At 36.8% G+C, this 13,681-nt stretch carries 18 protein-coding genes and 2 tRNA genes; 12 read left to right on the forward strand and 8 right to left on the reverse strand.

What is annotated here, in order from left to right; translation table 11 throughout:
- Positions 1–358: hypothetical protein (locus L6N96_03015; GenBank protein ID MCP8323134.1), on the reverse strand; the 358-nt coding region annotated here is incomplete at its 3' end.
- A gap of 406 nt (positions 359–764) precedes the next feature.
- Between L6N96_03015 and L6N96_03020 the strand changes: the two genes are divergently transcribed.
- Positions 765–1,193, forward strand: a complete 429-nt coding sequence (locus L6N96_03020) for a DUF2127 domain-containing protein (GenBank protein ID MCP8323135.1) — start codon at positions 765–767, stop codon at positions 1,191–1,193.
- Between the two features lie 142 nt (positions 1,194–1,335).
- Here L6N96_03020 and L6N96_03025 read toward each other — a convergent pair whose 3' ends face one another.
- Together L6N96_03025 and L6N96_03030 are read right to left on the reverse strand one after the other, a co-directional pair.
- Positions 1,336–2,391, reverse strand: a complete 1,056-nt coding sequence (locus tag L6N96_03025; GenBank protein MCP8323136.1) for a glycoside hydrolase family 99-like domain-containing protein — start codon at positions 2,389–2,391, stop codon at positions 1,336–1,338.
- A 262-nt stretch (positions 2,392–2,653) separates the two neighbouring features.
- On the reverse strand, positions 2,654–3,223 hold the full coding sequence (locus tag L6N96_03030; GenBank protein MCP8323137.1) for an MFS transporter: 570 nt from the start codon (positions 3,221–3,223) through the stop codon (positions 2,654–2,656).
- A gap of 59 nt (positions 3,224–3,282) precedes the next feature.
- Between L6N96_03030 and L6N96_03035 the strand changes: the two genes are divergently transcribed.
- The 3 genes from L6N96_03035 (at position 3,283) to L6N96_03045 (ending at position 4,868) form a co-directional block, all read left to right on the forward strand.
- Positions 3,283–3,990: a DUF169 domain-containing protein gene (locus L6N96_03035; protein MCP8323138.1), complete on the forward strand. Its 708-nt coding sequence runs from the start codon at positions 3,283–3,285 to the stop codon at positions 3,988–3,990.
- A 132-nt stretch (positions 3,991–4,122) separates the two neighbouring features.
- Positions 4,123–4,593, forward strand: a complete 471-nt coding sequence (locus L6N96_03040) for a helix-turn-helix domain-containing protein (protein MCP8323139.1) — start codon at positions 4,123–4,125, stop codon at positions 4,591–4,593.
- 38 nt (positions 4,594–4,631) lie between these two features.
- The gene (locus tag L6N96_03045) at positions 4,632–4,868 is read left to right on the forward strand and encodes a hypothetical protein (protein ID MCP8323140.1); all 237 of its coding nucleotides are present in this window, start codon (positions 4,632–4,634) and stop codon (positions 4,866–4,868) included.
- 66 nt (positions 4,869–4,934) lie between these two features.
- On the opposite strand, the gene L6N96_03050 is transcribed toward L6N96_03045, so the two are convergent.
- Positions 4,935–5,025 (reverse strand) — tRNA-Ile (locus L6N96_03050).
- Positions 5,026–5,114: 89 nt separating this feature from the next.
- Here L6N96_03050 and L6N96_03055 point away from each other — a divergent pair.
- Positions 5,115–5,186, forward strand: a tRNA-Ala gene (locus L6N96_03055).
- 226 nt (positions 5,187–5,412) lie between these two features.
- Here L6N96_03055 and L6N96_03060 read toward each other — a convergent pair.
- Positions 5,413–5,583 carry a hypothetical protein gene (locus L6N96_03060; GenBank protein ID MCP8323141.1) on the reverse strand — a complete coding sequence of 57 codons (171 nt, stop codon included), beginning with the start codon at positions 5,581–5,583 and terminating at the stop codon, positions 5,413–5,415.
- 166 nt (positions 5,584–5,749) lie between these two features.
- On the opposite strand from L6N96_03060, the gene L6N96_03065 reads away from it, so the two are divergent.
- The 5 genes from L6N96_03065 (at position 5,750) to L6N96_03085 (ending at position 8,059) form a co-directional block, all read left to right on the forward strand.
- On the forward strand, positions 5,750–6,190 hold the full coding sequence (locus L6N96_03065; protein MCP8323142.1) for a hypothetical protein: 441 nt from the start codon (positions 5,750–5,752) through the stop codon (positions 6,188–6,190).
- An 89-nt stretch (positions 6,191–6,279) separates the two neighbouring features.
- Positions 6,280–6,978 (forward strand): isoprenylcysteine carboxylmethyltransferase family protein, encoded by a 699-nt coding sequence (locus tag L6N96_03070; protein MCP8323143.1) that lies wholly within the window; start codon positions 6,280–6,282, stop codon positions 6,976–6,978.
- A 22-nt stretch (positions 6,979–7,000) separates the two neighbouring features.
- Positions 7,001–7,585: a class I SAM-dependent methyltransferase gene (locus L6N96_03075; protein MCP8323144.1), complete on the forward strand. Its 585-nt coding sequence runs from the start codon at positions 7,001–7,003 to the stop codon at positions 7,583–7,585.
- A 9-nt stretch (positions 7,586–7,594) separates the two neighbouring features.
- Positions 7,595–7,807, forward strand: coding sequence for a hypothetical protein (locus L6N96_03080; GenBank protein MCP8323145.1), 213 nt, complete (start codon positions 7,595–7,597; stop codon positions 7,805–7,807).
- Positions 7,808–7,894: 87 nt separating this feature from the next.
- Positions 7,895–8,059 carry a hypothetical protein gene (locus L6N96_03085; protein ID MCP8323146.1) on the forward strand — a complete coding sequence of 55 codons (165 nt, stop codon included), beginning with the start codon at positions 7,895–7,897 and terminating at the stop codon, positions 8,057–8,059.
- Between the two features lie 118 nt (positions 8,060–8,177).
- Here L6N96_03085 and L6N96_03090 read toward each other — a convergent pair whose 3' ends face one another.
- The 3 genes from L6N96_03090 to L6N96_03100 form a co-directional block, all read right to left on the reverse strand.
- A complete protein-coding gene (locus L6N96_03090; protein MCP8323147.1) occupies positions 8,178–9,716 on the reverse strand; it encodes a hypothetical protein in 1,539 nt (512 codons plus the stop codon).
- A gap of 94 nt (positions 9,717–9,810) precedes the next feature.
- Positions 9,811–10,899, reverse strand: a complete 1,089-nt coding sequence (locus L6N96_03095; protein ID MCP8323148.1) for a hypothetical protein — start codon at positions 10,897–10,899, stop codon at positions 9,811–9,813.
- A gap of 4 nt (positions 10,900–10,903) precedes the next feature.
- Positions 10,904–11,584 carry a hypothetical protein gene (locus L6N96_03100; protein MCP8323149.1) on the reverse strand — a complete coding sequence of 227 codons (681 nt, stop codon included), beginning with the start codon at positions 11,582–11,584 and terminating at the stop codon, positions 10,904–10,906.
- Between the two features lie 134 nt (positions 11,585–11,718).
- Here L6N96_03100 and L6N96_03105 point away from each other — a divergent pair, with 134 nt between their 5' ends.
- Both L6N96_03105 and folP read left to right on the forward strand, forming a co-directional pair.
- Complete coding sequence (locus L6N96_03105; GenBank protein MCP8323150.1) at positions 11,719–12,807, forward strand: Ig-like domain-containing protein; 1,089 nt, start codon at positions 11,719–11,721, stop codon at positions 12,805–12,807.
- A 104-nt stretch (positions 12,808–12,911) separates the two neighbouring features.
- Positions 12,912–13,681 (forward strand): dihydropteroate synthase (gene folP / locus L6N96_03110; protein MCP8323151.1); only part of this gene is annotated, 770 nt, incomplete at its 3' end.

The raw sequence follows: 13,681 nt of genomic DNA on the forward strand, positions 1-13,681 counted from the left end.
CGACTAAGGCATCGTCCTTTTCAATCCCTTTAGGTATTCTGAAATTTGCTCCACCACCCACTTGTATAGTTCGTTCATACACTATGTTAGCATTATCGACAAAGTATGGAAGAGGGTGTCCGTCATATAATACTTGACATTTATGAATTATACCATTTGGGTGTAGGATCCTTATACTCCAATTGGTGTCCATAGGCGTATTGGGCTTGGTATAAGGTTCATAGACCTTATAAAATTCAAAATCGATTTCAATTTCTTTTTTCAATTTACGAATTTGAAGGCGATAATATCTTATTGCATATAGGAACACAACGCCTTCGATAATCATAATAATGAAATATAATATCTCAAGGTTCATTAATTATTCAAAGTTATACTACCTAACAATCTAATAAATTGTGGCTTGGCTTTTATCGTCTAAAGGAGAAAATGCCCTCTTCTACCTAGTGTTATGACAATTTTTAAACCTATGAATATTTGTATAGATATGGAGATTTGGTTAATTATTGTAACATCAATCAAGAGACGACATTTCGACTCTCTTCGGGACCTATCTTATCCTAGGGGTCGTCGATTAACTCGGCTCGAACTGTAGGTATTTTATCGTTGATTGAGATAGGCGAGCGTCGTCATGTCCGAGGCTCCAACCTTAGCGATCTTATGGTCCTTATTAGCATATTTCCGACACGAAGAAATATTCAATAATAAACTTCAGAAAAATTTACATAATAAACTTTATAGTAAAAACAATATTAAAACGAGAATTGACTATACAAAAAGTTGATAGACCTCTAGGGCTAGCAATACTCGCTGTCTTGGAGATAATAGTAAGTATTGTTGCAATACTAGGTGGTGTAATACTCATAATTTCGGGGGCTCTGTTGGCTGATATTATTGCTCAGTATGCCCAATATATATTTCCACCTGAATTTTTTACTGGTATAATGGCCATCTTAGGCGCAGGTGCGCTCATCATTGGAGTAATCGGTATTATTATAGGTTGGGGCTTATGGAACGGAAAGGATTGGGCACGAATCATTACGATCATCTTCGCTATACTTGGAATAATTTTTGGATTGTTTCCGCTGATAAATCTGGATGTTACAGGACTCATTAGTGTAGCGATAGATATTATCATCATCTACTATCTGACAAGACCTAATGTTGTTGCTTTCTTCAAGCAACCAGTATAATCTACAATAACTGAAAACTACTTAACGGAATAATACTCGACGAAGTTACTGACTAATAGGGATAGGTAAAGCCAAGTTCACATAAATTCATTGTACTATTAAGCTAATCATCAATCATTTTAACTAAGAATATATTGTCTAATTAACCAAAATATTCAAAGATTACATCCAAACGGTCGTCACGTGAAATATCGCTTTTTTCTATTTGAGTGCCCTCATACCATTCATTGAATGAACAGATCAAAGTACCGATCGGTACATCTGAATATGTTTTGACATTCTCACAAAAAAGTCTGAAATCGTCCAAGCTTAGTTCCACAACAGGGGTTGTTGCCTCTGGATTGACTTCAACGAAGGACGGGATCACGCTTGGAATGAAATCGACACCCAATGGTACCTTTGTAGTGAGGTACCATTCGCTGTATTTACCTACCACCTTTTCGACGAAGTTCGTGCTTATGTCGGGCAGAGGAGCTACCATATTATAACACGATATTGCGTCAAATTGCCCGGCAAGATTCGCGGATATCAAAGACGGGAGCCAAGAAACCATATCCCCAATGAGATACAAATCATAACCTTCTTCAGCCATTTTAAACCTCAATTCGAATATTGCATCTTCGTAATCAACATTGAACAATCTTGCATTATAGATGAATACTACAGGTTTCTCATCAATCTTAAGATATTGTGTATGTCCGAAATAAGTTTCGGCAAGATATTCGAAATCGTCGACCAATTTCTGCTTGTTATTCCCATCGAAATTTATCGACTCTTCTTCGACTTCCAGCAAATCATACGATTCGTAAAGTATGGCGAATTGTATGTTACTGATGTTATCGTTATTCAAGAAGTAATCCTTCAATGTTACATCTTCCCAAGAGCCCTCACCCCACCAGCTTACACAGAAAAAGTCTATACCGTACTGGTTTGCCCAGCTTATATGTTGACTTATCACGGACTGGTTCCTTGAATCGTAAAGTCCCAAAAGCGGGATATCAGACATCACCTCTTCATTCCACCAATTTCTCCCACCTTCCCCGTCATGCCACCAGACATAGTAGAAAGCGCCTACAAGACCTCCCTCCGAACCACTTGGCGAATTTATAACAAAAATAGCTATGGCGAGTAGTATAACGATTGATAATACAGTTAGTACCGAACCTTTACCCATATCTTGAATAAAAAACCTCGACATTTAAATCTCATTAACTATAATTTTTTTGTATTTTTGTGTAAAGATTGGTAGTAGCTTGGTGTACGGGTAATGGCTATACCTAATCTACACATCTTACTTATCTAATTACAAATTACATTGTTTAAACAATGTAATTCTCTTCTAGACATGAACAATAAAGGTGATATTCTCTTCTAATATCCACTTTATCTTTATTATGTTACTTAAGTTATTAATGGGACTTTAGTATTCTCTAAATTCCCACTTAGTAGAAATTCCCAGTTCATATCTTATCCTTGCTAGGTTCTTTGATGAACTTAAGTGCTATTATTAATCCGAAGATGATCGTAATTGAACATATAATAAATGCGATTCTAAACCCAAATGTTTCAGCGAGCCATCCTCCTGTAGATGGACCAACGACCCAACCGAGGTACCATGTCATGCTATACATTCCTAGAGCAGTTCCACGCATCTCTGAGGGTACAGTATCAGCAATAAGAGCCGTTGTGGTAGCACCAAGAGCAGACCACCCAACTCCTTCTAAGAATTGAATTGGGAAAACATCTACAAAAGTTTCGGCTAGAGAATAGAGTAGAAATACGACGAAAAAGATCACCATCGAAGTTATCATGATGGGCTTTCTGCCTATTTTGTCAGAAAGCTTTCCGAAAATTGGGGACCCAACCGCACCAGATAATGACCCGACTGTAAAAATCAATCCAACTTGAAAGGTTGTTGCACCAAGCTCTTGAGATATATAGAGAGCGAAGATAGAATAAACGATTCCTGAACAAACCATTAAAGGAAATATCGATATGTAAATAGAATATAGACGCCTTTTATCTTTCAAAATTATCTCCTTTAGCACTTTCCTTAAATTAATTAATAAATAATCACTTCTTTAGTACTATGAATATAGATGATCTTTCTCAAGCACTAAATTTGGAGGAACCAATAATTTCTGTTTATGAATTTTCAAGCTACGAAGAATTCAAACCGATTGTCAAACCTAAGTCGAATGAGTGTATTTGGGCGAGCTACAAAGATTGGAAAAAAGGTAAGACCCTCGTTCTATCCAAGAAAATATATGGATGCAGAGGAGGAGCTAGATTTTTGCTTGGGGTTGAAATGAAGGATTTCGACCTCAAAAACTTTCTATACAAAGAAGAAGGATTGAAGTCATCCTTAGAGATAACAGAAGAATGGATAAAAAACATGCAAAGGTATTGCCCCAAGAAAGATTACGTTATGATAGGACCTTTTAAAGAAAAACACTTAGAAAAAGCTATTTCGATTACTTTCTTGGTAAATCCAGATCAACTGTCTGCCCTAATCCATGGCACTTTATATTTTTCTCCAGAAATGATTCCAGACTTGATAAAAACCACAGTCAGTGCCGGCTGTGGTTTGCTTGTTTCCTTTACAACTTATGATAAGCCACAAGCCTTGATAGGTGCGGTAGATATGGCAATGCGTCACTATATTCCTCCCTGCTTACTTGCCTTTACCGTGAACAAGCCGATGTTAGAAAGACTTCTTCGCTTAGACGAAAAAAGTTTTCTTTTCAAACCCTTTTGGAAAAGATTGGTTAAAGCAAGAGAAAAAACTCAATCGTAGTAGTTATTACTAAATAAGTAATAATTATTGATAGTTCCTAGTTGCTTTAGTCTAAGTCAAGAGTCATTGACTTGCTAGTCAAGGTTGAAAGAATTATTTTGGTATATTAATAATATAATGGAGTGATGAAAAATGGGTTCAAACGATCTTTTTGATGGAGTTTCCCATCCTTTACGAATAGATATACTCAAGGCTCTGGCTAAGAAGCCTATGCGTTTCGCTGATTTAAAAAGAACATTCAACATCGACAGCAGTGGCCAATTAGATTTTCACCTAAAGAAACTGGACACCTTGATCACTACGAATGGAGAAGGCCGCTATGCTCTAACCGAGAAAGGATTCGCTGCACTTCAAGCTGTAGATACCGTCTCAAAGTATGGTTGGCAGAAAAGATCTTTCTTCATTAACCTTGCAGCTTGCATATCATTAAACGCATATCCCCTATACACATACTTCTTCGTAGAGCAGAATGCGACACTTCTATCTGCTTATCTCCTATTAGTGCTACCTGGAACTATCGCTTGGATGGCGTTTTATAGCTACTGGACCTTTGTGAAAAGAAGGGTTCGACTTAGAAGAATTCCTAATACTATTCAAGAATAATGGATTTTATTTGCTTATTAACAACTAGGGCGTTAAAAATGTCAGTTCAGTCTGAACTGCAGCTGAGACGGTACGCCATAGCTTGCATACGATCTCTCGATCTAGATCCTCAGAAAGCCATCATCCACCATCTCGACATAACGGAAGGAAAAAATATGAAAAGTGAAGTTGATATAAGCACGCCCATACTTGATAAGGTAGGTAATGAATTAGCCGGGAACATTTTTTGTATAATCCACAGATCATTCAATCCGAAACCTTCCGAAAAATGTTGAGAGTGCGACTGGGTAAGGATCTACTCTAGAAAAAATGGAAAATAGCCCCCGTCTTATCGGCGAACATGGTGGGCCGGAGGAGATTTGAACTCCCGACCTTTCAGTATCTGAGATATATTATCAGCTGAACGCTCTAACCATACTGAGCTACCGGCCCATCACATACGCTAAAGCTGGTATACACTTTTATGCTTTACGTGAAAATAAGAAATCGTTAATAATCATAATTTAAGGAAAAATATTGATGGGCCGGTAGTTCAGAGGTAGAATACCCGACTTGCACTCGGGAGGTCACGGGTTCGAATCCCGTCCGGTCCATAGAAACCCTTTGAATGCTTATAAATTATTCACAATAGTTTATTGTTTTTAGTAGATACGATCTCCACGAATATATCTATACATGTCTTTGTATAAATTTACTTTAGATTTGATTCGATTCTTTCCAACCACGATCATCCAATGTGTTACTTATGTTACCTGTTTTAATTCAAATCTAAGAGAATCTCCTATCTTTACATGCTCTATTTAACTATTATTGAAAAAGTTAGTCTTCTCTTTCAAAAAGTAAGTAATGATTGATCTTGTATGACATCGGTCCAGCACCCATTCCAGACGTCTGATAGGTATGTAGACGCCAGCCATTCTTTTGCCATTCCTCGATAGTTTTACCTATCATGTCGTGGTGTTTTACTTCCACACATGCATATTTTTTCAACTTAATTTCACTTACTCTATGATTATAAGTAAGTATTAGGTGTTACGGGAAAAATCATAATACGTCGATCCTTTATTGATAACGATCTGATTTATCTTAAAGAATCCTTCGTAACTAAATTTAGGAAGCCAGTCACTTTATATTGAATCTATCAAGAAAATAAATTGTGCCCTTGGATAAATACTGGGAAAAAAGAAACTTCAAAAGAACTAGTGAACCTCGTGGAGAAGTCTATGAAGATGAAGGAAATATTTACGTAGTTCAGAAACATAACTCAAGTCATCTTCACTATGATCTAAGGTTAGAAAAAGAAGGGGTTCTTAAGAGTTGGGCAGTCCCAAAGGAACCTCCCATAAAGAAAGGTATTAAGAAGTTGGCTATAGAAACCGAAGATCACCCAATTGAGTACGCAAATTTTCAGGGGGCGATCCCTGAAGGAGAGTATGGTGCTGGAACTGTTGAAATCTGGGACAAAGGAACTTATAAGACTGAGAAGTGGAATGAAGATAAAAAAGTAATGATAATAAACGGCGATAAACTGAGAGGAAGATACTGCCTAATTAAGTTTAGAAAACAAGAAAACGCCTGGTTGTTCTTCAAATGTTAACTAACCGATATTAAAGTATCATTTTGACATAAAAATACCATACAAAAGGTTTATATAAACCTATTATATACCATATTAATGGTTATAATATGCCAAGAGGGGAGGAGAAAAAAATTGGAATTAAAACTCTTCTACGGATCCCTTTATTCGTGATTTTACAAGCTGTAATTTTATTTGTCTCAGCAGGTCGTATTGATATACCTCGAGCATGGATTTTTATTGGCATAATTTCTCTACAATATTCGATAAGTTTTCTGATTTTATACAAATTTAACCCCGAGCTTATAATTCAAAGAGCGCGTGGGATAAGGCAAGATACCAAATCATGGGACAAAGTCTTGATGCCACTAGGTGTTATAATGTCATATGTTGTGCTTGTTGTAATCGGGTTGGATATAGGCAGATTTGGGTGGTCTGGTCTCAGCATTGATTTCGCTTTCTTAGGTCTTATGTTATTCGCTATCAACACTATTCTTGGAACTTGGGCGGTTATAACGAACCCACATTTTGAACCGACGGTTCGAATCCAGAAAGATAGAAACCATCAAGTGATAACAACTGGACCCTATAAAATTGTAAGACACCCAGGTTATCTTGCAGCAATACTGGCCCCCATATCATTTTGCTTTATCATAGGATCCCTTTATGGGTTAATTCCAACAGGAATGATAATTCCATTGTTGATAATCCGTACATCGCTAGAGGATAAAACCCTTCGAAACGAACTGAAGGGGTATCCCGAATATGCTCAAAGGGTCAAATATAGACTTCTTCCTGGAATTTGGTAAAGTCCTATGATGGAGAATGAAAATGCATAATAAAAAACAAGTATCGCTGGGAGAACTAGGCCCTTCCTACTTCGATTTGCAAGCTGATATCGGCTCCACAAAACACGCGGGTAGTATAAAGACCACGAGAGAGCTAATCGAATTATACAATTTAAATGAAGGCAAATACGTCTTGGATGTTGGTTGCGGCGTTGGAATGACCTCTTGCTATATTGCAAAAAATCATAGTTGTAGAGTGTTCGGAATAGACATCTCTGGAAGGATGATTGATAGATCAAACGAAAGGGCGAAAAGAGAGAGTGTAAAGGATAGAGTTGAATTTAGGGTAGCAGATGCTCAAAACCTTCCTTTTGTTCATAACCTTTTCGACGCAGTCATTAGCGAGTCCGTAACCGCATTATTAGAAGATAAACAGAGAGCATTAAGCGAGTATGTGAGAGTCACAAAACCAAGCGGTTACGTCGGACTCAGTGAAATGACTTGGATGAAGACACCTCCAAAAGAATTAGTTGAATATTATTATCGCTCTACTGGCATTAAACCTGAAACTTTCGATAATTGGAAAAAATTAATAAAAAATTCAAGATTAAAAGATATAATTTTATGAACCTACAGAATGAATGCTGTAAGCGATTTCATTGATATAATTAAGCAATTAGGTTTTAAAGATTTTTCAACAGCTCTTCATAGATTCTTATTCTTATATATCGCAAGTCCAGCTTACAGGAGATATATAAATTCCCAGTTCAACATCTATAAAGAAACTGGACCTCCTCCTAAGAAGATATTAGAATACTTAGGGTATGGAATATTCGTTGGAAAGAAGTAAGCTAATGAGTTTTTTGGATAAAATTTAGATAAAAAACATTATTAAAGTTTAAATAAACCCATTATGTGCCATTATTTTGGTGATACTATGCCAAGAACTAGTATGAAAATCTTAAAAGCAGATAATGAGACAATAATTCTCGAGGCACCCATTGGAGTGGACTATCGCTTCTCAATACCTATGTCAATAAGAAGCCTTATAGACCCTAAAGAAGTAGTTCGAATAACCATTGAAAAAGTGAAAATGTTATAACCATTGAAAAAACACTTCCTCCTAATAGAGACTTCAGAGGAAGTGTTTGAGATATGCCTATTTCAACATCTATATGGTAATAAGATTATTCTATGAGGTGTAAGCACTATAACTTTACTTAATGGAAAAGATACAGCATGGTGTCATTTCTTTTACCTTTCCGTTTGAATAAGAAGACCACGATCGTGACACAGACAACGGTCGTAACGAGAGCAATAAAAATAATCAATGTAAATGAATTTGATAACGAACTTGGTTTATAAGAAGGAATAGTTAAATACGCTGTGTATGTGGGATCATGCTCTATTCTATAGCCACTGTAAGTTAGATATGATATTAAATAAAAGTAGTCTGCGTAACTCCAATCTAAAAGATGGTCCTTAGCTTGCTGGTATAGCTCTGGATCCATATGTGCCACAACTAACGGAATGTGACGCATTAAAGAAGTGTGGATTGAGAATATACCGTTGTTAGCAAAACCAGCAATTTTACATGTTCTAACTACCGTCTCATGTTCATCACCAATCGACTCTGTTTGATCTTCAGTGTAATTATACAAATTATAAGTTTGTTTTGTGTCAAAGTAAGCTTCAAATATCTTTTCACCATCGTCGGTAATCGTAGAAATGCTGGAATCGCCTACTTCAACTTCTTCATCCGTCACATCCGAGCCCTGAGAACTGGAGTAGACCGTGTGATCAAGTACTACTGTACTCTGAAACTGTACGATGCTCATCTTGATACCTTCTTCCTGCAGAAACTCATAAATTGTTTCATCTGATTCTTTAACACCATTCAACTTGTAACATCCAGTGCTATTATAATGAACAGCAAATAATTGTGGAAGAAGCCATCCGAATACCGTAGGAAAAATCCAGAGGTCAGTCATTTTTCCAATGATGTAATTTGCTGTCAAAGTTGCAGTGCTACTGTCTGGATCTATCGTTAAATCGTATGTAAAAGTAAGTTCATCATACCTTGTTATAGCAATGGGCAATAATTCTGTATGAGGATTTGATGGATCGATGTAAGTTCTCCACCAGATCGCCGTCAAATTTAAGTACTGCATACCCCAACTCCAGTTTAACTTATCTGGTGATGATTCTAATTCAATAATTTTCGTTACAGTAGAGAGTGATGGAGGAGCTGAACTTTCAAAATGATCAACAAGATTTATACCTAAATTAAAAGACGAATATAATGTGTCGTTCATATCCGGTGAATCGTCGTATATCGAATTATCATCTTCACTAAAAGTCATTAGCATTATGAATGACCCCGCAGTGACTACATCTTCACTATTGTCTTTAGACTTGTAATGCATCATCCACGTCTGAATAGGGATCGTTAATGCATCTTCCCACTCTGTTGTAATAGTAATATTAGAGAGGCCACCATACATCATCTGCAATCCACTTATGTTTACATAAGTTAGATATAGAAAAGCTTGCCAGTTAGGAGGTGGTGCAGTCATTCCATGTAAATAAGCGTAACTTCGAACATAGTCAAAATAATCTACTGTTTTAGCCCAACTCTCTTGTTCGAAATCGGATGGAAGTAATGTATCTGTCGAAGCTGAAGTAAATGGAACTGTGATGGATAATATTAAACAACTTATAAGAAGGAATCCTAAAAAGCTCCTAGTTAAGCTCTTCATTTCAAGTCCATAGCTTCACTTATATTGTTATATAATCTTATACAAAATTTGTAAAATCGTTTTTAAGAAGGTGAACTTTTATTTATATCTAGATTCAATGAGAGAAAGCTCTTTCACATAACGTCCTATTGCCGGGAATAGGTCTTGTAACCAGCATTATCATATCATATTCATTTACAGCTTGAATTATCTTCTCATCATTAATAGAACCAATAGGACAAACAATAGTTCGAATACCACATATTCCAGCCAAGTCGATGCAATCTCTGTGTGGGAAGAATGCATCAGAGGCCATGACCTTGCCTTTTGTTCCAGTAGGATCTTTACTCTGTGTATTTGCATAATAGACTGCGAGCCTTGCAGAATAAATCCTGCTTCTCTGACCTGACCCAATTCCAAGGGTTTTGTTCTCATCCCCAACAACTATCGTATTCGAATTTATGAATGGTAACGTGGCCCAATTGAAGATCGCTGCAGTTAAGTCCCTCTTTTCAGGTTGCCTTTTCGAAACAACCTCAAAGTTCATTTCTGAATTTATTTTACTATGAAATCTTTGTTGAACCAATATCCCGCCTTGAACGCTTCTATAATCGAAGCCATCGTCCAATAAAGGCTTCTCCAAACTCTCTATCTGTATTATTCTCAAATCTTTCTTTTTATTTAAGACTTCTAAGGCTTTTGGTTTATATTCAGGTGCAACTAACACTTCGATAAACTTTTGTGATACATCTTCGGCAATCTCTTCATCAACTGTATCACTGTATCCTACAACTCCTCCAAATGCCGATAAAGAATCACAGTCCCATGCAGTTCTATAAGCTTCAAGTATATTCTTCGCTTTGGCTATTCCAGTTGGGTTGACGTGTTTGATAACTGTTGAAATAGCTTCATCAGGATAAAGTTGTTTGAACCTTCTCAAAATTTTTATAGCAGCATCTACATCAAGAAAATTGATATAGCTCAATTTTTTATCTGGATTCTCTTTTATAATCCTAGCAGTTGCTAAAGAAGAACCTTTCACATCAACTTGCCTATAGAACGCAGCAGGCTGTCCTGGATTTTCACCGTATCTGAAAATTCTATCTTTAACCAGTCTTCCACAAAGCAACTCTTCAGGAAACTTAAAGTCCATATATCTTTGTCCTCTGTACATCCCTCTTACAGATTTCAAATCATCACTCATAATATCACCAATTTTTAACCGCTAGTTCCCACAAATCACCATTCCAAACAGCAGAAGCTGTGCATATAACAAAATCTGGGTTTATCCAGTCAAAAAAAGAATCTGCTAAATCCTTAGCTGTATCATCTACCAACTCAATATTCTTTAGAATGTTCTTGATATCAACAAATTGGTGTGCTTTGGGCTCGAAACCTTCTCCAGTATATGTCGACAAATAGATCAACTTATTTCGTTTTATCCCCAAGGATTTTACATCTATACTATCTGAAGTTATCATCCCCACACAAGAAACCCAGTCACCATTAATTGAAGATTTCTTTAAAGCACCAGCGATTCTAGGTGTGCTGAACTTATCTGGTTCTGGACCGAATTTTCTTAATACATTCAAAATTGTTTTCTGGAGATTCTCTGTAGATGAAATGTTAAAAATCTGGTTTACCTGCCTTCCGTTACCTATGACGACTAAAGGCGGTTCGTCTCTGGTGATAATAGAGTCATAAAATATCAAAGATGCCTGATTTCGTTGCTCTTCTGACACTCGTCCCAAAGGTTCTATCGTAATTTTTTTATCATAAACGACCGCCTTTCTTGCCTTGCTCGATATAGATCGCCCAGAAACAGCATATACACAACAAGGTTGATTATTACTTGTACAGCCAACTGCTATTATTCTACCCAGATACATGCCCAATCATTAATAGAAATTAAGATATTTAAAATGAAGTCATTAGACTTGATACGTCGAAAAGTCATTATTCTATACTCAAAAGTATAAATAACTTCTATCGAATAGCATAATTTATGCCAAATGAGCTCAAAATGTTCTCTAGTAAGATGAACATTTTTGTAGTTTTAGGCTTCTTGACCCTTATCCTGAGCTCTCCAATAGTGACAACCGTCTCTCAAAACAGTGCTGCTAGCGATGGGGGAGATGATTTTGATACAGCTACACCAATAGTTTCTGGAAGTTATCAGGGATATCTCGAATCTCCTGACTTAAATGATTACTATAAGATCTACGTAAATGTAGGTTATAAGATCAATGTGACCATGACACCACCAACTGAAGCAGACTTTGATCTGTTTCTTTACGACCCAAATCGAGAATTAATTGGCAGCTCAACTGAGGATGTTGGGCCAGAAAACATAATTTATATCGCTTTAGATTCCGGAGATTACTTTATCCGAATTAGTGTCTTTAGTGGTTCAGGTTCATATTCACTCGAAGTCTCACTTGAAGATGTCAACCCACCAACTCTTTCTATTAATTCGCCCACAAGTGGCTCTTACGTTGGAATCATGACCAACATTACTGGTGAAAGTAACGATCCAGCTTCAGGCGTTCAAAAGGTAGAAGTTAAGATCGATGATGGTTCTTGGCAATTGGCAACAGGGACTACGTCTTGGAGCTATCTATGGAACACTACTGGATTTGTTCCAGACAGCTATCATACAATAACTGTCAGGGTAACGGACAACAATAATAATACAAGGATGAAAAGCGTTGAAGTAACTGTCGACAATGTTGCCCCAAAAATTTCAATTATTTCACCTGAAAATAACTCTGAATTAAAATCATCGAATGTGGACATTACATGGGTTGGTTCAGATACTTGCTCAGGCCTAGACCATTATGAGATAAAGCTAGATGATAGCTCTTGGATTATCAAAGGGGTAGCTAGCCATAATTTCACTGAGGTTAGTGATGGTAGTCATAAAGTTCAAGTCAAAGCTATCGATAAAGCAGGTAACTCAAAAGAGGCTTCTGTAAGTTTTACAGTGAACACAAGTTTCATATTCGGACCTGGATGGATTGATGATATCGTTGTCCTCGGTGGAATAGCAGCTATAGCCGTTATTGTCATCTATCTTATAATTAGAAAATGGATGCCCTATCTCCTAATTTAGCACAGATAAAAAACAAGTAATCATGAAAAAATTTGATTTTATTATACATTTCATCATTTGATAAATATAAAAAACAATAAACCCATCTAATCAAAGGGTTCTTAATGACGATTACATCGGAATTGTCTGGAGTAAAGGTGGGAGATGGACATCCTGTTCGAGTAATAGGTGTTATAAATGTCAGTCCTGAATCCTTCTATAAAAACTCGATAAAGACTTCTCCTGATGAGATAGCAAGATTAGCCAAGAAAATAGAGGATGAGGGAGCTGATATAATAGACATTGGAGCTATGTCTACTGCACCATACTTAAAGACTGAGATATCTGTTGAAGAAGAGATTAGAAGACTGTCAATGGCTATCAAGATCGTGAAAGAAACAGTTTCATTGCCCATATCAGTTGACACAACTAGGAGTGAATCTGCGGAAGAAGCTGTAAAGGCTGGAGCTGATATAGTTAATGATGTATATGGTTTGAAAGGAGATGGTAACATGGCTAGTGTCGTTGCTGAATATGACGTTAGTCTAATAATCGCTGCCCATGCAAAACGCCAAAGCGAATTAAATCCTATACAAAGAGTAACGACGATGTTGCAAGAAAGTTTAGATCTGGCCAGAGAGGTTGAGATATCTGATAATAAAATCGTTATAGACCCTGCGATAGGTTTCATTCGTAAAACAAAATGGCCTTGGCATGTATGGGATTGCTACATATTAAAAAACCTTAAGTATCTTCGTAGACTTGGTAGACCTGTCTGTGTTGCCGTATCTAGAAAATCCTTCATAGGAAGGATCTTGAATCTAGAAAATCCAGAGGATAGGCTCTTTGGCTCGCTATCTGCAACTGCTATAGCAGTGTATAATAATGCTCACGT

It is taken from the genome of Candidatus Methylarchaceae archaeon HK02M2 (assembly GCA_024256165.1).
Classification (GTDB): Archaea; Thermoproteota; Nitrososphaeria; order Nitrososphaerales; family JACAEJ01; genus HK02M2.